The organism is Candidatus Neptunochlamydia sp. REUL1 (assembly GCF_963457595.1).
Taxonomy (GTDB): Bacteria; Chlamydiota; Chlamydiia; order Chlamydiales; family Simkaniaceae; genus Neptunichlamydia.
On sequence record NZ_OY735137.1, the window covers coordinates 1,262,073 to 1,279,973 of the forward strand.

Annotated in this window: 17 protein-coding genes; 6 read left to right on the top strand and 11 right to left on the bottom strand. The window is 43.4% G+C overall.

Annotation, left to right across the window (positions count from 1 at the left end; genetic code table 11):
- The first annotated feature begins 8 nt into the window (after nt 1–8).
- Nucleotides 9–1,649 (top strand): NAD+ synthase, encoded by a 1,641-nt coding sequence (locus tag R2I63_RS06775; RefSeq protein WP_316356077.1) that lies wholly within the window; start codon nt 9–11, stop codon nt 1,647–1,649.
- On the opposite strand, the gene R2I63_RS06780 is transcribed toward R2I63_RS06775, so the two are convergent.
- The 5 genes from R2I63_RS06780 to R2I63_RS06800 all read right to left on the bottom strand — a co-directional run bounded on the left by R2I63_RS06780 (nt 1,644) and on the right by R2I63_RS06800 (nt 4,812).
- A complete protein-coding gene (locus R2I63_RS06780; RefSeq protein ID WP_316356079.1) occupies nt 1,644–2,072 on the bottom strand; it encodes a hypothetical protein in 429 nt (142 codons plus the stop codon). The genes R2I63_RS06775 and R2I63_RS06780 overlap by 6 nt on opposite strands.
- Nucleotides 2,073–2,122: 50 nt before the next feature.
- A complete protein-coding gene (gene epmA, locus R2I63_RS06785; protein WP_316356080.1) occupies nt 2,123–3,007 on the bottom strand; it encodes an EF-P lysine aminoacylase EpmA in 885 nt (294 codons plus the stop codon).
- A complete protein-coding gene (efp, locus tag R2I63_RS06790) occupies nt 2,985–3,557 on the bottom strand; it encodes an elongation factor P (RefSeq protein ID WP_316356082.1) in 573 nt (190 codons plus the stop codon). Before efp ends, epmA begins: the two co-directional genes overlap by 23 nt.
- 66 nt (nt 3,558–3,623) lie before the next feature.
- Complete coding sequence (locus tag R2I63_RS06795) at nt 3,624–4,232, bottom strand: hypothetical protein (RefSeq protein ID WP_316356084.1); 609 nt, start codon at nt 4,230–4,232, stop codon at nt 3,624–3,626.
- A gap of 73 nt (nt 4,233–4,305) precedes the next feature.
- Complete coding sequence (locus R2I63_RS06800) at nt 4,306–4,812, bottom strand: hypothetical protein (RefSeq protein WP_316356086.1); 507 nt, start codon at nt 4,810–4,812, stop codon at nt 4,306–4,308.
- 123 nt (nt 4,813–4,935) lie between these two features.
- Here R2I63_RS06800 and R2I63_RS06805 point away from each other — a divergent pair, with 123 nt between their 5' ends.
- The 4 genes from R2I63_RS06805 (at nt 4,936) to R2I63_RS06820 (ending at nt 9,249) form a co-directional block, all read left to right on the top strand.
- The gene (locus R2I63_RS06805; RefSeq protein WP_316356087.1) at nt 4,936–5,739 is read left to right on the top strand and encodes an AMP nucleosidase; all 804 of its coding nucleotides are present in this window, start codon (nt 4,936–4,938) and stop codon (nt 5,737–5,739) included.
- 186 nt (nt 5,740–5,925) lie between these two features.
- On the top strand, nt 5,926–7,311 hold the full coding sequence (locus R2I63_RS06810) for a sodium-dependent transporter (protein WP_316356089.1): 1,386 nt from the start codon (nt 5,926–5,928) through the stop codon (nt 7,309–7,311).
- On the top strand, nt 7,308–8,729 hold the full coding sequence (locus tag R2I63_RS06815) for a sodium-dependent transporter (RefSeq protein ID WP_316356091.1): 1,422 nt from the start codon (nt 7,308–7,310) through the stop codon (nt 8,727–8,729). Before R2I63_RS06810 ends, R2I63_RS06815 begins: the two co-directional genes overlap by 4 nt.
- Nucleotides 8,680–9,249, top strand: coding sequence for a thioredoxin family protein (locus R2I63_RS06820; RefSeq protein WP_316356093.1), 570 nt, complete (start codon nt 8,680–8,682; stop codon nt 9,247–9,249). Before R2I63_RS06815 ends, R2I63_RS06820 begins: the two co-directional genes overlap by 50 nt.
- Before the next feature lie 645 nt (nt 9,250–9,894).
- Here R2I63_RS06820 and mfd read toward each other — a convergent pair.
- The 4 genes from mfd to R2I63_RS06840 all read right to left on the bottom strand — a co-directional run bounded on the left by mfd (nt 9,895) and on the right by R2I63_RS06840 (nt 15,417).
- On the bottom strand, nt 9,895–13,134 hold the full coding sequence (mfd, locus tag R2I63_RS06825) for a transcription-repair coupling factor (RefSeq protein ID WP_316356095.1): 3,240 nt from the start codon (nt 13,132–13,134) through the stop codon (nt 9,895–9,897).
- Between the two features lie 250 nt (nt 13,135–13,384).
- Nucleotides 13,385–13,699: an IS630 transposase-related protein gene (locus R2I63_RS06830; RefSeq protein ID WP_316356097.1), complete on the bottom strand. Its 315-nt coding sequence runs from the start codon at nt 13,697–13,699 to the stop codon at nt 13,385–13,387.
- A gap of 273 nt (nt 13,700–13,972) precedes the next feature.
- Entirely contained in the window at nt 13,973–14,842 is an 870-nt protein-coding gene (locus R2I63_RS06835) for a radical SAM/SPASM domain-containing protein (RefSeq protein ID WP_316356099.1), read from the bottom strand.
- An 8-nt stretch (nt 14,843–14,850) separates the two neighbouring features.
- On the bottom strand, nt 14,851–15,417 hold the full coding sequence (locus R2I63_RS06840; protein ID WP_316356100.1) for a DUF502 domain-containing protein: 567 nt from the start codon (nt 15,415–15,417) through the stop codon (nt 14,851–14,853).
- A gap of 90 nt (nt 15,418–15,507) precedes the next feature.
- On the opposite strand from R2I63_RS06840, the gene R2I63_RS06845 reads away from it, so the two are divergent.
- Nucleotides 15,508–16,209: a DNA/RNA non-specific endonuclease gene (locus R2I63_RS06845; RefSeq protein WP_316356101.1), complete on the top strand. Its 702-nt coding sequence runs from the start codon at nt 15,508–15,510 to the stop codon at nt 16,207–16,209.
- A gap of 417 nt (nt 16,210–16,626) precedes the next feature.
- On the opposite strand, the gene R2I63_RS06850 is transcribed toward R2I63_RS06845, so the two are convergent.
- Together R2I63_RS06850 and R2I63_RS06855 are read right to left on the bottom strand one after the other, a co-directional pair.
- A complete protein-coding gene (locus tag R2I63_RS06850) occupies nt 16,627–17,139 on the bottom strand; it encodes a shikimate kinase (protein WP_316356102.1) in 513 nt (170 codons plus the stop codon).
- Between the two features lie 11 nt (nt 17,140–17,150).
- On the bottom strand, nt 17,151–17,882 hold the full coding sequence (locus R2I63_RS06855; RefSeq protein ID WP_316356103.1) for a DUF1003 domain-containing protein: 732 nt from the start codon (nt 17,880–17,882) through the stop codon (nt 17,151–17,153).
- Nucleotides 17,883–17,901 lie beyond the last annotated feature (19 nt).

Consider the following 17,901-nt stretch of genomic DNA (forward strand, 5'->3'; position numbering starts at 1 on the left):
ATAGACACATGAAAATACTAGTCGCACAAAGGAACCCCATTATTGGGGATATTGATGGAAATACCGCGAAAATTTTAGAAAGTATGGATGAAGCGCGAAAGAAAGGGGCTGAACTCGTAATGTGTGGCGAACTTATGCTTTGCGGATATCCCCCTGAGGATCTCGTCTATCACAATACCTTTATTGATTCGATGGAGCTTCATCTTGAAAGGATTGTTAAGGCCTCAAAAGGGCTGACAGTTATTGTGGGTCTGATCCGTCGCAATATCGATGAAGGAGAAAAACATCTTCTCAATAGCGCAGCAGTGGTTCATGATGGCCATCTTTTGGGATTTCAAGACAAGTGGCTCCTCCCTACCTATGATGTGTTTGAAGAGAGACGTTATTTCGAGCCAGGGAAAGAAACAAAGATTTGGGAAATTGGAGGAAAGCGGATTGGTCTGATCATCTGTGAAGATATTTGGCAGCATGCCGGATATGTTGGCTATACCCGATACGGGCGCGATCCTGTTCAAGCCCTTGTTGAGTTGAACCCCGATATCATGCTTAATATTTCAGCCTCTCCATATCAATTTCAAAAACCCGATGTAAGGGTCAATGTTTGCGCTAAAGCGGCTAAAACGCTTGGGTGTCCCGTTGTGATGTGTTGCCAGGTAGGGGCAAATGGGCAAATTATCTTTGATGGATATAGCGTTTATGTAAACGAAAAAGGGGAGCTTTGCCAACTTGGAAAAGGATTTTCTGAAGATGCAATGTTGATCGATGTAGAAGCAAAGGCTTGTCCTGTTCCCTTCGAGTATGAGCCGATGACAAATCTGATTCAAGCTCTAGAGCTTGGGGTGAAGGACTACTTTGCAAAATGTGGATTTACAAAAGCTTGCTTGGGGCTTTCAGGTGGGATTGACTCCGCACTTGTTGCCTACATTGCAGCGAGAGCGCTTGGTCCTGAAAATGTTTTGGGGATTAGCATGCCCTCTTGCTTTACAACAAATGCGAGTATTGGTGATGCAAAAACACTCGCTGAAAAGCTTGGAATTGAGTTTTTAGAAATTCCGATAAAAGAACCATTTGATGCTTATCTCCACCTTTTAGAACCTCATTTTCAAGGAAAAGGCGTTGATATCACTGAAGAAAATATTCAAGCAAGAATTCGAGGGGTTTTGCTCATGGCTATGTCCAATAAACATGGCTATATTGTTTTGAGCACGGGAAATAAGAGTGAGATTGCTCTTGGCTACTCCACCCTTTATGGCGATATGTGTGGAGGACTTGGGGTGATTGGCGATGTTACAAAAACACGGGTATATGACCTGTGTCGCCATATCAATAAAATTGAGAATAAAGAGGTCATCTTAAATTCGATTATTGATAAACCCCCATCGGCGGAGCTTCGCCCGGATCAAATCGATCTGGACTCTCTACCCGAGTATGGCGTGATTGACAATGTCTTGGAAGGGTATGTTGAAAACTATCTCTCAATTGACGAAGTTGCGCAGAAATACCACATTCCGCAAGAACAAGTTCTTGAACTCATCCAAATGATCCATGCTGCAGAATACAAAAGGCGGCAAGGACCGCCTATTCTAAGGGTTTCAAAGAAATCATTCGGAGTCGGGCGTCGCTATCCCATTGTCCAAAAATGGTTATGAGATCTGGTCCTTTCCCCACTTGATTGTTGCATCAATCTGAGGTTTCCCGAGGTGGTAGGCAGTGTGCCCTGCAATGAATCCTGTTGCAAGGCTCCAATTCCAGCCAAGAAGCCAAAGAATTGGAAGCGCTTTCTGATACGTCATTCCGTCCTTTGCCCAAATGCTAAGAATAGTTTTGTTTTTTAGGCCCCTGCTAAACGGATGATCAGGTGTGTGCTGCATAGATAATATAAAGCCTAAGCCAGCACCAAGCAGATAGGTTCTTGGGCTTTGTTTATAAGAGAAATAGGCCGCTGCAACACAAAACGTGACACCCAGTCCGTCCTGCACTTCTGTAGACATTTTGATGGGGATGTGACTAAAAGCTGAATTTACAAAATTATTTAAGTCATCAGCTAAAACCTGAAGTTGTGGTTTGTTCATGATGTGCCTCTAAAATTTACTTCCGGAGCAGAGTATAGCAAAGGGAAGAGTTAAGTATAAGATAAGGTTATTTTTGAATGCCCCTCTTTAAGCATAAGGAGGCGGTCAAATCCAAGAGCGATTCCATAGCAATCTGGAAGGCCCTGTTCTAGGGCGTGAATAAACTCTGGATCAAGAGGAAGTGGATCTTTTCCTAAGGCAACTCTTTCTTTATTAGAGCGTTCAAGGCGTTCTTTTTGTTCGATGGGGTCGGTGAGTTCATGGTATCCATTCCCGAGCTCAATCCCGTCAAAATAAAATTCGAAACGCTCAGCTACACCATTTTTTATTTGAGCAAGAGCGGCCTGCTCTTTTGGGAAATCGGTAATAACCGTGATTTTTCCATTTCCAAGAGTGGGCTCTACAACACATCCCCATAGAAGATTAATAAGATCTGTCTCATCATGAAACTCAAAACCAAGCGTCTTTCCTTTTTCCATTAGTGCCGAAGAAGGGGCATTATAAGGGAGCCCTACATTTGCTTGAAAGGCTTCATGATAAGGGAGCACCTCAGATGTTTTTTCTCCAACAAAGAGTCGTACAAGACTCAAGTTTTCCTCTAGAAAGGCATTGAATGTTGTCTCGACTCTGTACCACTCAATCAGTGTAAATTCTGGAGCATGGAGCGGCCCTACTTCATCCTTCCTGAAGACATGTCCTAATTGATAGATATCGCCACTGCCGTTTGCAAGAAGTTTCTTCATTCCATATTCGGGAGAAGAGTGGAGGTAACCTTTATCGACTTTAAAAAGATCGATATGCGTATCAATAGGGGCGTACTGAGAAAGCATAGGAGTATCGACTTCAACAACATGCCTCTCTTCAAAAAAAGTTCGGACCATTTTTAGAGCCTGCGCACGCGCAGCCATGGCGCTAGTCTTTGACGCGGGAGACATACTCTCCAGTACGTGTATCGACTTTAATGAGTTCTCCCTCATCGATAAAAATGGGGATCTGAATCGAGGCGCCTGTATCGGTCTTCGCAGGTTTTAGAACGCGTCCAGAAGCGGTATCTCCGCGCACTCCTGGTGCTGTTTCTGTCACAGTCATGTTTAAAAAAGTGGGAGGGGTGACGTCGACGACTTCGCCTTTGTATAGGACAAGCTCGTAAACGGTGTCTTCAACCATGTAAGGTTCTTTGTCACCGATCGCTGTTAGGGGAACTGTTGTTTGTTCATAAGAGGTGTCATGCATAAAAACAATGCCATCCCCTTCCTTATAAAGCATACGCATCTGCGTTTCTTCAACGTCGGCTAGATCGAACTTTTCACCAGACTTGAAGGTTTTTTCGATGACACGTCCTGACATCAGGTGCTTGAGCTTTGTGCGGGTAAAAGCCTGACCTTTTCCGGGTTTGACAAACTCAACCCCAACGATCGTGTAGGGCTCCCTGTCCATCTCAATTTTCATGCCTGATTTGAATTCGTTTGTGCCAACTTGCGCCATTGAATACCCATTGATTGAAAAAGGGGCATTGTCTCAGATAAACGCCCCATATGTCAAGAACTACTCTTAGCGCTCTCTACACTCTCGGTGAGTACTGCGAAGCTGACCATCAGTCATACGTGCCCAGCCCTCTACAGATTCTTTTGTGAGCATCACCATTGTTCCTCCCGCCATGCATTTTATACCCAACTTATAGTTTTCACGAATCATATAAGGAATGAAGGTATTTCCTATCCAATTAGCCACGGAATATGCAAGCAGAATAACCACTCCTGCAACAGCAAGACCTCCAACAGGATTGAAAGTGTCCTGATGCCGCTGAAGTTCAACAATCTCGGCATTATATACATGCATTCTATTGTAAACACTCTTATGAGAGTCTGTATTATTAGGTTCTTCTAAGGTTGCAGGGAGAGTTATTAAGTTATCGAACTTATCGCGACCAATCAGCTTATTTTCCACAGAAATCAAATGGAACTCCATACGAAGCTCGGAAGCAGTTAAGGGAGGACGGAATGTGCAACTTGAGACGATGTTGTTTATCACAAGACCCAGCGCATTGAGTGCGTTAATGTCGTTTCCTTCTTCCTTGTATCTTATCTGAACTTTAAAGTTCCCAACGAGCTTCCCAGTCGCCTTCATCAAAGCGTCTGCAGGCCCTACTATTGCTGCCATAATTTTGTCCTTCCTGTTTATTCCTCGCACCCGAGGAGATTATTTCCTAGTGGTTTAGATTAGTGTACCATCCTTAACTCACATTCAACTGAGATGTTGATCTGGATAGAGCTGTTACCGAAGCTTCTATATGCGTGGCAATCCTTTTAAGACGCTCTACCTCAGCTTCTATATGCGTGGCAGTCCTTTTAAGACACTCTACCTCTCTTTCGAACTCTTGATGGGTTATTTTGAGCGATTCAACCTCGCCTGCAAGCTCCTTTCTTTCCGTTGTCAGGTTCTTAAGCATTGATGTAGATTCCTCAAGGTTTCCTTGGACATCTCTTGAAAGATGACGGGTTTCAGCGACGTTATCTGCGACAATTCCTTTTTGAGCGGCGTCTTCGGTTACAAATAGAACCACTACGTAGCCACCGTTGATCCCTGATTGAGTTCCACGGTAGTGGTAGCCATTCCACAGTAAATTTATAGTAGCTGCAGCTATCGCAGCTCGAAGAGCAAGCGTGACAGCTTGCCCGCGCACTTCATTGTATGTAGGAATCGCAAGAGGATTTTGTGCTTTTACTGCTAGTTGTTCCATTCCTTCCTCCTGAGTTAAGGTTTGGTAAAGAGGTTAGACAATTTGTGAAAAAAGTGTAAAGAAAAATTTGTGCTTTTCAGCAAAAAGAATTCCAGATAATAAAGGGAAAAAGGATTATAACGAATGGATAGCGGAGAAATTCAAGAAGAACAATATGCAAAAGAGACTCTCGAGAGATATTCGGGATCTCCTGCAGAGGAATTTCAATCAAATCTCCTTTTGACGAATTTCCCCCGTTATGTTGATCATTTTGCAAAGAGATGTCAAGTGGAGGTCTTTGAAGGGTCAATGTTCAAAGTGGCTCATTCTAAAAAAGAAGATATTTCCATTCTCGACTTTAAAATTGGCTCTCCTGCAGCGGCGCTTGTGATTGATCTCTGCTCGTTTCTAGATATTAAGGCAGCGCTCCTTCTTGGAATGTGTGGGGGGCTGCGTCGTCGGTACCATGTAGGAGAGTATCTGGTCCCTGTTGCAAGCGTTCGAGCTGAGGGGACTTCTGACTTTTACTTTCCTTCTGAGGTGCCTTCTTTGGCAAATTTTCTGATGCAACGAGCGGTAACTGAGGTTATGGAGGAGGAGAAGTGGGGGCACCACATTGGGATCACCTATACCACTAACCTCCGCTTTTGGGAGTACAATGAACAGTTTATCGAGCTTCTTAAGTCAACACGTGCCCAGGCTATTGAACTAGAGTGCGCAACCCTTTTTACAGGAAGCTACAAGCGCAAATTAACCCTTGGGGCGCTTCTCCTTATTTCAGATTTACCTTTGAATCGGGACCAGATCAAAACAAAAAAAAGTTCTGAAGAAATTTTTAAACGGTTTATGCCCGATCATATTGAAAAGGGAATCAAGGTCATCAAGCACGCGCGCATGATGCAAGCCAAAAAAATGAAAGGGGCTTACCACAGAAATATTGGCATGTGATCACAGCTCTCTCTGCTTGACTAGTAATGTTTAAGTGGATATGATCGCTAGAAAATAATTTGTGGAATCATGCTTTCAATTATTCTGACCTCACTATCTTCCACTATCACGTCTTCGACATCCGGGCTAGGGGCACAATGTCCCCATTCTTCGTGATGACTTCAACATTTTTTTTCAGAGGTCATAATGAATCAAACTAGAGAACACTGGACAGGACATATTGGTTTTTTGATGGCGGCGATTGGGTCGGCCATCGGTCTCGGTATCCTATGGAAGTTTCCTTACACTGTAGGTGAAAATGGGGGAGGATTGTTCCTTCTCTCGTATCTCATTTGTCTGGTCGTTGTTGGAATCCCTATTTTTATCGCAGAGATTATTTTAGGGAGAAGCAGCCAACGGGCTGCGGTTGGCGCTTATGAGTATCACGACCCGAAAAAAGGGGGATGGAAGGTCATCGGATGGTTTGGAGTGTTGGCTTCATTTTTGATCATGTCTTTCTACAGTGTCATTGCTGGTTGGGGGATGAGCTATATTCTAATGTCTCTCAATGGTTTTTACCAAAATATGAGTGGTGAAGAGGTCGCAGCGGCTTATGGGACGTTAATGGAGTCAGGAGACATCTCTCTTTTTTGGCACTTTTTATTTACACTGATCACTACAGCAATTGTTTTGACTGGGGTGCGCAAAGGAATTGAGCGATGGGCAAAGTTCATGACGAAGGCTCTTCTTGTTCTCCTTGTGCTTCTCTTTTTATACACACTGACATTGGATGGGTTTGGAAAGGCAGTAAACTTTATTTTTCATCCCAATACTGCAGATTTTAAGCTCACAAGTGTTATTGAGGCTTTAGGTCTTGCTTTTTGGACTCTAAGCATTGGTCAGGGGATCATGATTAGTTACGGAAGTTACATGAAACGGACGAACAGTATCGTGCAGATGTCAGGAATTATTGCGTTTTCTGTCATTGTGGTTGCTGTGCTTGCGGCTCTTGTGATTTTCCCTGTGGTCTTTACTTTTGATCTTCCTCCGCAGGCGGGGCCGGGGCTTATTTTTCAAACCCTTCCCTACCTCTTTGCGAAGCTTCCGGGATCTCTTGTCCTCAGTACGATGTTCTTTTCTCTTTTTGTTTTTACGGCTCTTACTTCCGCGATTCCTTTGATTGAGGTCGTTGCAACTAATATTATGGAGCTGAAAGGGTTTTCACGGAAGAAGGCGGCGATCTTTGTAGGGAGCGCAACCTTTTTATTTGGAATCCCAAGTGCCTTTGCGGGTTCTTCAGCTGTCTTTCCTGAATGGACATCGATTTATGGAATGGATTTTTTAAAGACAATTGACAGTTTGGTCTCCATATGGGTAATTCCAGTTGGAGGACTTCTTAGTGCTATTTTTGTGGGGTGGGTCATGGATCGCAAGGTCTCGCATAGTGAGTTTGCCTACGGATCTAGAGTCGCCTACCTGTATGGTTCCTGGCGCTTTTTCATGCGATGGATTGTCCCACTCACTATTTTCATTATCATTGTACAGAAGAGTGGGCTTTACGACTTTGATCAACTACTTAGGGGGGGAGGATGACCCAAGTTAGAGAACATTGGGGCTCGCGTCTCGGATTTATTTTAGCTGCAGTTGGCTCTGCAGTTGGTCTCGGGGTTCTATGGAAGTTTCCGTATACGATAGGCCAAAATGGTGGCGGCCTCTTTCTTTTCACCTACTTCTTATGCGTGATTGTCATTGGTATCCCCGTATTAATCGGAGAGCTCTTGCTCGGAAGGCGGAGTCAGCGTGCAGCGGTTGGCACATTTGAAACTCTCGCAGGGGATCGGCCTCGTTGGAAGGTGGCAGGTTGGTTCGGCGTTCTTTCTTCGTTTTTAATCATGTCGTTTTATAGCGTGATTGCGGGATGGGGAATGAGTTATGTTTTGATGTCGCTTAGTGGCTTTTATCAAAATCTCTCCTCCGTAGAAATATCTGATGTTTTTGAAAAACTCTCTCATTCAGGAAGTATCACGGTCTTTTGGCATTTCCTCTTCACCTTGATCGTAATGAGTATTGTTTTAACAGGAGTACGAAAAGGGATTGAATTTTGGTCTAAGCTGATGACGCGCGCCCTTTTTGTGATCTTAATAGCTCTTCTTTGTTATAGTATCACCCTTGAGGGGTTTCAGAAGGCTGTCCACTTTATTTTCTATCCTGATGTGGAACGGTTTTGTTTTTCCAGTGTTTTGGAAGCACTTGGCCTTGCTTTTTTCACTCTGAGCTTGGGCCAAGGAATTATGATCAGTTATGGAAGTTATATGAGAAAGAGGGAAAACATTCCTCAAATGGCTTGCGTGATCGGGTTTTCAGTCATTTTTGTAGCGATCATGGCGGCGATGACAATCTTTCCTGTCATTTTCACGTTTGGATTTGAACCTCAGCAGGGATCAGGATTGATTTTTAAAACTCTTCCCTACCTCTTTGCAAAGCTCCCAGGCTCTCTTGTGATTTCAACGGTTTTTTTTACCCTGTTTGTTTTTACTGCACTGACATCAGCAATTCCCTTTATAGAGGTGGTGGCAACAAATATTATGGAGCTTGCAAACTGGTCTCGTAGAAAGGCTGTTATCTTTGTTGCTGCGGGAACATTCCTATTTGGAATTCCAAGCGCGTTAGCCTTTTCTCAAGAGCTCTTTCCCAGTTGGCAGAACGTCTACGGCACAAACTTTCTTGATACGATTGATAACCTTGTATCAACCTGGGTTATTCCTGTCGGAGGTCTCCTAACGGCTCTTTTCATAGGATGGGGGCTTAAGCGAGAAATTTCTCAAGAGGAATTTCCCCTTGGAAAGGGCTGGGCACACTTCCACCGCGTATGGTATTTTTTCATGAAATGGATCATTCCCTTGACAATTTTTTTAATTATCCTGCAAAAAAGTGGGGTGATTAATTTTGATGGAGGCCATCATGGTTCTAACGCCGTCGAGCATGAAGCCCTTAGGGACTCGAGCTCCTAATTTTAAACTTGTCGATGCTATTTCAGATGAAGTCGTAACTCTAAAGGATATTGAATCTGATATTGGGACGGTCGTAATGTTTATCTGCAATCATTGCCCCTATGTTAAGCATATCCAAGAGATGTTGGTTGCCTTAGCGAAAGACTATATTATTAAAGGAATCTCTTTTGTTGCAATCAACTCAAATGATATTTCAGAGTACCCAGAAGATAGTCCAAAGGAAATGAAGAAGCTTGCTGAAGATCTGGATTTCCCTTTTCCCTATCTTTTTGATTATACTCAAAATGTAGCGCTCGACTATGGAGCGGCTTGTACTCCAGATTTTTTTGTTTTTGATAGTAGTATGGAGTGCGGATATCGTGGTCAGTTTGATGATTCTCGCCCAGGGAATCACATTCCAGTCACAGGAAAAGACTTGGCGGAGGCACTCGACTGTCTCATTGCTGGAAAGGAGATTACTCCCGATCAACACCCCAGTATAGGCTGCAATATTAAATGGGCTTTGGCATCTTCCAAGTAATGTTTATTCGTTGTTTTGATATTGGCAGGAGGGTATATTGTTGCCAATTTTACGAGAATTATAGGAAGGAAATGGAGGTTCAACGTCCTGTTAGCCAGTGCATTGCATCTTATCCTGTCGATTGAGCCTCTTCTGTTGAGCTTATTCAGGAGGAGTTCCCCCACCTTTTGCCTGTGATAAAAAGGTCTGCAGGGCGGGGGAATCAGTGTCAAACTAGCTGTTGACCTTCCGATTCAAGAAGGAGGCGTGCTTCTTTCAGGTCTACGTGAAAAAAAATATTGTCATTTACCGAGAATCGGCACCTGCCTGTTAGAAATGGTCAGATAAGACAATCTATGTCGCCCACTTTTCTTATGGAAACGAGCCCTTTTACTATCAGGAATATCATCAGGTGCTAAATATTCTTTTCGAGATGCATAACGCCTGTCAAACAAAGCAATTTCAAAGGTTAACACACCCTAAAAATAGGGTTTAAAAACTAGAGTTTGTCTGCGCATTTGGAGCCACGTTTTTCAAATCCTAGTTTCAACTACTTTTGGGACATCCTCGTGAATGAGTCTTTAGAGGGGAAGTTTGTGGTCGGTCGAGATACGGTGTGGGCAACGATAGTTCAATACCAACCGCAAGAAATAAAGACTGCAATTTTTAAGGCAGCGAAAAATCCCGCTTTAAAAACCCTATTGTAATGAATTCAAATTCATCGGGATCATCAATAAGAGGAAGGAAGATCTTTTTCTCGAGGAGTTTTTTCCCTAACTGCCGTTTGGCGTGAAGGGTGATCTTCTCAAACTTCAAGAGAGTAAACTTGTTATCAGAGGCAAAGACGCGAATGCGATTGAGATGATAAAGCCACTTTGCCTCTTTTGGAAGAGGTCCGAACCGATCAATAAGTTCGTCAAATAGAGCCTGGATTTCATCGTTGTTTGTCGTTTCTCCTAGGCGATGGTAGATCTCCATCCGAATGCTAGTCTCTTTGATATAGCGTGCTGGAAGGTTTGCATCATAAGAAAACTCCATGCGTGTATCGAAGAATGTTGGAGAGACCTCTTTTTTCATTGTATTGATTGTACGCTTCAAAAGTTTGCAGTAGAAATGAAATCCTACAGCAGAGACATTTCCAGATTGTTGTAATCCAAGCAGATCTCCTGCTCCTCGAATTTCAAGGTCTCGCATTGCAAGCTTCATCCCTCCACCAAAACCTGAAGTTTCAACTAAGGCTTGAAGTCTTTTGCGAGAGATTTCTTGGAGCTCACGGTTTTTAGGAACAAGAAAATACGCATAAGCAGGACGATTCCATCTTCCAACACGCCCTCGCAATTGGTAGAGATCAGCCATCCCAAAAGCGTCGGAACGATCGATCAAGATGGTATTTGCGTTGGGAATATCGACTCCACTTTCCACAATGGTGGTTGCAACGAGGATGTCGAGACCACCCTGTTTGAAGAGGTGGAAAATCGAATCGAGTTCATCGGGGGACATTTGTCCATGACCGACGCCAACGCGAGCCTTGGGGAGTAGAGTGCGAATTTCATCTGCAACTTTATGGATCGTTTCAACGCGGTTATGGATAAAATAAGCCTGCCCATCGCGGGAAAGCTCGCGCAATAGGGCGTTTTTGATGAGCTCACTGTCTCTTTCAGCAAGGATGGTTTTAATGGGGAGGCGGTCTTGGGGAGGTGTGTTGATGACCGACATGTCTCGAGCGCCAATTAAGGAGAAATACAGCGTGCGTGGAATAGGTGTGGCCGATAGAGTAAGGCAATCTACACCGAGCTTTGCTTTTTTAAGGTGTTCTTTTGCACGGACGCCAAAACGCTGTTCTTCATCAATAATAATGAGGCCTAAATCTTTAAAGATAACATCTTGACTGATGATCCGATGGGTTCCGATCAAGATGTCAACCGATCCCTTTGCGACTCCTTCAAGCATTTTTTTTACCTCTTTAGGTTTCACAAAGCGGGAGGCGACACCAACAGTAATAGGGAAGTCTGCCATACGAGCTTTGAAACTTTCATAGTGTTGCATAGCAAGAACCGTTGTGGGAACAAGAACAGCAACCTGTTTTTTCCCATCATAGGCTGCTTTAAAGGCTGCGCGCATAGCAACTTCGGTTTTCCCGTAGCCAACATCCCCGCAGATGAGACGATCCATTGCTTTTGTTGATTTCATATCTTCTTTAATTGCGGCAATGGAATCGAGCTGATCTTGTGTTTCTACAAAAGGAAACTCATCTTCAAATAGGAGAAGGTCATCGGACTCGTTTGGAAAAGTGAACCCTCCCTTTGCCTCTCTTTGCGCTTGCATTTGAAGAAGGTCCTTTGCATACCCAATGATGGCTTTTTGAGCATTGGCTTTTGCCTGTTGCCATTTTTTTGTTCCCAAAACATTTAAGTTGGGAGATTCTTCTCGTGTTCCAATATAGCGGCTGATGAGATGGGACTGAGAGAGTGGAACGTAGAGCTTGCTGTGTCCAGAGTATTCGATGAGAAGGAACTCTTCTTCTTCTCCGCGGTGGTTCTTTTGACGTTCGATCCCAAGAAACTTTCCAATTCCATTGTGAAAGTGGACAACAAGGTCCCCTTTTTCAAGAGCATGGAACTCAGCTGCTGGGGTATGGTAGGTGTTTCTCCATTTTTGCCTTGAGACCTTATATCTTTTCGTGAGTTCTGGGTACGGGAGAACGGCTAGGGGAGCATCAAGGAGAACAAAACCACTCGAAAGATACCCACGTACAAATGCACGTTTTTTAGGGAGAGGGAGAAGGGTTTGGTCGATTTTTTCTTTTAACGCATTTTCCTCTGCTTCGGAGGCGGTGATGAAGTGAACACTCGTCTCGCTTCCCTTTTGAAGAATCGCTTCAAGGCGTTTGTCTTCGTCGCACTCCTCCCAGTAGTAGTCTTCAATAGTTGCAAAGGCATGGGGGATCCGCTTTGCAGAAAGCTTCTCTTCAAAGATCTCGAACTTAATCTGCTGGCTTATTTGTTCTGTTTCGGAAAGTTCTTCAAGAGGGTGCTTTGTGCAATAGACTTTTTGCAAAGGCTTAGAAAGGTTGAAGAGTTCTCTAAGTGAAAGGAAATGAGGAGACCGGGCTCCTGGAAGGTCTTTGAGGGACACGTACCGGTCTTCAATCGCAAGGAGATCATCAAAAAGAATGACGGTATCCTCTCCTAGGTAGTCAAGTAGGGTCACATTCTTTCCCTCATTAAGGAGAGGAAGTTCTTCGGCTGGAGGAATGAAAATTTTCTCTGCTTTTCCTGTGGATTTTTGAGAGATGGGGTCGTAGGTGCGGATTTGGTCCACTTCATCCCCAAAAAAATCGATCCGGTAAGGATCAAAACTCGAGAGAGGGAAAACATCAAGAATCCCTCCACGAATAGCAAACTGTCCTTTGTCGGCGGCTACTCCTTCACGGCGGTACCCAAGATCAATCAAAAGTTCTGGGATGAGGTCAAAAGGAATTTCATCCCCTTTTTTAATCTCTAGGATTTTATCTTTCAAAAGATGTGGAGCGCAAACCTTTTGCAAAACCCCTTGAAGAGGGGCTAAGATGATATGTTTTTTTTTGCTCTGTAATACCGTTCTTAAAATGTCAAAACGTTTTCCTAAGATGTCTGGATTTGGAGAGATTTCTTCGCCCGGAAGTGTTTCCCATGAGGGAAAAGAAAGGACAGGATCTTTCGAGAAAAAACAGAGGTCGTCATAGAGGCGCGTCTCTCGTTCGCCGCCAGTAATAATAAGAACATTCTTCTTTCCTTCATGAAGTAAAAGAAGAGAAAGGATTGCTTTTGGGGCATCCCAGAGCTTTTCAAATAAGAGGGACTTTTCTTGCTTTATGCTTTGAACAATCGCTTGAATAGAGGATAGGGAACGCACTAAATCTAACATAGGGGCGATGATAGCACGAAGGGGAAATTGATTTTAGAAAAAATTTATCTTCGCATAAAAAAGAGGGTTATGATAAAGTGGTTGCCGTGAAAGATTCACCAATTTTATTGAGGGAAAAGACATATAGTCTTTCAGAAGCAGCAACTTCTGAAGCACGTTAGATCTCCTCAAATACAGTTTTATTTTTTACTCGCTGAATATCAGTGAGATACATATTCGTGCAGTTCAAGTTTCTTTTTTCCTTGTTCGTTCAATAGAGCAAGGTTTTCCCTCCAGCTTGAGCTGCACTTTTTCCCTCGCAGGCTTTGGGATGCTTTAATGTTTTTTTATAGCTGATTTTTGGCCGCTTTATCGCACTACGAATGCCTGAGGCGGTTACGTTTAAACGATTAGCCCGTTCATAGCAGAAGGCATCTGGATACTCTTCGATGTCCCCCATTAAAGTCTCTTTATCAATCTTGATCGCAGGTCTATTCTTAGTTTGTTTGGGCTCTATTTGTTTAGACCAAAGAAATAAACTGTTGACGCTTATACCAAAACGTTTTGCTGCTTGTACAAAACTCAATTTTTCTCTGCTTCGAATTGACAGTGCTTTTTTCTAAAATCTAATGAATAGGTCATCCAAAAAATTATAGCCACAATTTTCCCTATAAAATCACAAAAGCTGGCCCCATCATTCAGGACAACGCCCCTCACACGATCACTCTCATCCTCATAATCATCCCCAGCAGGGGGATCACAACTTTCAGAAAAATCACGGAGATAGGAACTTCCATCACGGTCACTAATTAGCCCTTTGAGTATGATAAGTTGTATGAAAAAGCCAATGAGAGAAGTGTTAATAGATGTCTTTTTCGCAGTTTTGACAGAGGGGATAGTCTTCAAGCTGGTTTGTTGTATGGGCGTGGACAAAGCGAAAGTAGGCCCTTGAAGAAAAGATCTCTTCAAGGGATTGGGTACGAAGGTTCCCGAAGAGGATGGTGGCATTGTAGTCATAGCAACAGGGGATAACATCAAGATTCCAGGTGACTTGGAGAATTGCTTTGCGCTTTTCTTTGATGACGGGGCAAAGGCGCTCTTCTTTGGGTGCATTGTACTGGCGGCCATCGCCGTAGTTGTGAAGTTTTCGGTCTTTAAAAAAGGTCATTCCAAGTGACTCAGCCCAAGCTTGAAATTCTGCGCGAGGATTGTTTTGAGAGCCAAGAGTCAGGAGCATTTGGTCGCTAGAAGGGATGATTTCTACTTTAGGAAGGTCGTTATTTCCCTTTCTTATTTCGGAGAGGATCTCAAGGTTTTTTTTCACGAGGGTAAAAGCATCCCGGCCATGAATTTGTTTATAGGATTCTATGGTGTATCCGTAGCAACTAACAAAGATGTGGTCGAGACCAGCGTGGACAAGAGTAGAGAGGTAGTCTTTTTTAGAAGGAACACCGAGAGTCGTGAAGATCACTTTGAGGGCTTTAGGCATCTTTTTTGTGACAAGGGCAACTTTTTCGGGCAGTGTTTTATCAAGGAGCGATTCTCCAAAACCATGGAGGTGCATCTCTCCCTCGAAGGAACCAACCCGATCGAGGACAAGCTCAAAGTCTTCCATGGGCATGATCCCTTGGGTGCGGGTGTGTTTATCGCGGGGACACATGACACAAGCGTAGCCGCATCGGTTAGTGTTTTCGATGCGTACTTGTTGAAAATGAGGGACACAAGTCATTTAATCTTCTAATCCTCAGGCTTGCGTGCCCAGGCAATGAGTGAATACTGGAGGGCATCTTCAATGGAGATATTGATGGGTTTGATATCGGAGCGGGGAACAAGAACGGTGTATCCACCAATTTGATAGCTCATAGGAAGAAAGACAGCGACGCGGCTTTGATCCATTTCAGGAAATTCTGAAAAGTTTTCTCGGGTGATAAAGCCTACGAGGGTATGTCCTGCAATGGTAACTTCGACAACTTGCTGCTTTTCTCCGCCTGGAGAGGCTTGAAAAAAGTGTGTGACGTTCTTCACCATTTTATACAGAGAGTTGAAGATAGGAATGCGCTTAAAAAGGCGTTCGAAGAGGGCGGTAATATGAGAAATAATCCAGGTGTTTAGGAGGACTCCGATAAAAAAGAGAACAACAACAGCTGCAACAATCCCCATCCCGGGATAATAATACTTGCCGAAAAGGGCGCGCATCGGAGGACCAACAAGCTCTTCTAAGAACGAAAATAGCCAGTAGATAATTCCAATCGAGAGTGCAAGAGGGGCAATCGCAATGATCCCCCGCTTAATAAATTTTTTCATAATCTGCAGGCTAGCACAATTTGAAAGTGAGTTCAACTGCTTCGCCTCTTTGTTTGCAAATAATTCATCTAATAATAAAAAATTGACCGCATGAGCGTGATGAAAAAAAGTCTCGGGTTCTCCGTTGGAATAGTGGTGGGTATTGCAACAACTGTTTCTTATCAGCAATGGGACAAAAAGCTTGAGCCAACAGGGTTTCCCTATCTAGAGAGAAAAGGGTATACTCTTGTTTACGATACAAGAGGAAAGATCCCTTTCTGGACTCATGAACATTTAACAGAGAAAAGTCTTCAGAAGAATGTCGACAGGAAGGGGGTGCAGTTTCATGAGGATATGGAGATCTATAAGCCGCACCGAAGCTGCATTAAGGATTACTCAAAGTCGGGGTTTGATAGGGGACACATTGTTCCTGCTGGGGATGAGGCCTTTTCAAAAGAGGCATTAGAAGAAACCTTCTCCCTTTCAAACATCTGTCCTCAGCATCCGCAGTTCAATCGTTGTGTGTGGAAAAAACTTGAAGCGCATATCCGTACATTAGTGAAGAAGGAAGGTGCCTTAGAGGTTGTAAGTGGTCCTCTGTTTCTTTCTCATGAAAAAGACGGCAAACGTTTTGTCACTTTTCAAGTAATTGGAGAGAGTGAAGTGGCGGTCCCTACGCACTTTTTCAAAGTTGTTCAAACATCTAAAGAAACATGGGCTTATGTTCTCCCTAATGTTCCTGCAACGGGGGATCTCGACTCCTTTCGTTATCCTATCGACAAACTCGAAAAAATCTCTGGCATTCGCTTCTGATTGCAGAGTATCCTATCCCTAGGATGACGCACTGTGAACAGCAGACATTTTCCCAAAAAGAGTGCTCCAAGGCAACCTTTGCAAGGCAGCGGTTTGAAGACTGCAAACTTGTTGGAGGAAATTTTCACCTTTGTGAAAAGAAGCTTTTCCCCCTAAAGGGCGGAGTATCCAATAAACACCTATAATTAAGGGAAAGATCAGCCCAAAGCAGAGAAACTTTTTAAATTACTCTTTCTCAAAGATTCCAAAGTTGAATCGGCATATCCATTGAAAAAAATGCAACATATTATCTCTCACTTTATGAGGGGGTTATGTCAAATCGCATAAACGGTTAGTGCATCCCAGGTTTATTCTTTGATAAAACCCTAGACTATTCACCTTATTCGGCTGGTTTTTTCTCTGAAATGATAGCTTTAGTTAACAAGGGGCTTTCAGAAACTTCAGATCTTTAATGGATTTCGCATGAATCCATTTAATATGTGGTGTATTTTTCATCTCAGCTAAGTAGTCGCGGCGGCGTTTTAGGAAGGACTTAAGGATCCAAACAACAATAGAGTGGCGACTAAGAAGGTGGGGAAAGCTCTCATAGTTCCCATTACAAAAGGCTTTTTTTGTTCTGATGTTGCAAAGGGCGCGACGAATAGTACGCCACAGAAGGGTATAGAGAGGAAGATCAAGCCAGATAATTGTATCAGCTTTGGGCCAAATAAGGTGACGAAATCGCGATTGATTTCCGCAGATAATCCATGTTTCAGAAAGGGTTGTTTCTTCAATAAGGGATGCAAATTCTTCGATAGGACGTTGAGTCCAGTTAGGGAGCCAATAGAGATCGTCTAGATCTGTAACTGGGTAGTCGAGATTTTTGGCAAGGTGGTTGCCAAGAGTTGTCTTACCTGATCCACAGGTTCCTATGATTACAATCCGTTTCATAGGGAAGGATTTTACCCTTCGCCTTTCTTTTTATGCAATTGCTTTTTATGCAGGAGGATGTCTTCTGTGAGCTCAATTTGAATTCTTTGAAGCTCGAGGAGAGATTCCCACTGATTCTTCATGAAGAGATCGAGCTTTGATTGAAGGTGTTGAATCTCAAGCTCTGCCTTTAGGTTGGTACAGTATTCTTCATTGGCCTGAAGGCGGTCTCGCTCTGCCTGCCGATTCTGGCTCATCATGATGATGGGGGCCTGCAGTGCTGCAAGACACGAAAGAAGTAGGTTTAGGAGGATAAAGGGATAGGGGTCAAATCCTTCATCTTTAACAAAAAAGGTATTGAGAACCATCCATATTAGAAGGAGAGCTAAAAATAAGAGGATAAATTTCCAGCTACCGCCGAAACGGGCAACTCGGTCTGCCATTCTTTGGCCAATGGTGAGTTTTTTTTCAAACTTCTTGTTAACATTTTCAGCAAGAATATCTTGAGATGATAGACTATCGAGGACTTCTTTTTCAAAAGAAGAAAGGGCGCCTTTATCTTCTCTGATTAATTTCTCAATATATTCGGTACGGATTTCTCTAAGGTCAGAGTAGCAGATGAAACCATTGGTATCGATATTTGGACGCTCAACCTGGAGAACATCGAGAATTGAATTCCGTATCATATTGATAGGAAATAGGTTGTTATATGAAAACTCATGCTTGCAGATTTGGCAAGTGCCGATTTTGTCGTGATGTGTCATCTACTCACCCCTTACTTTT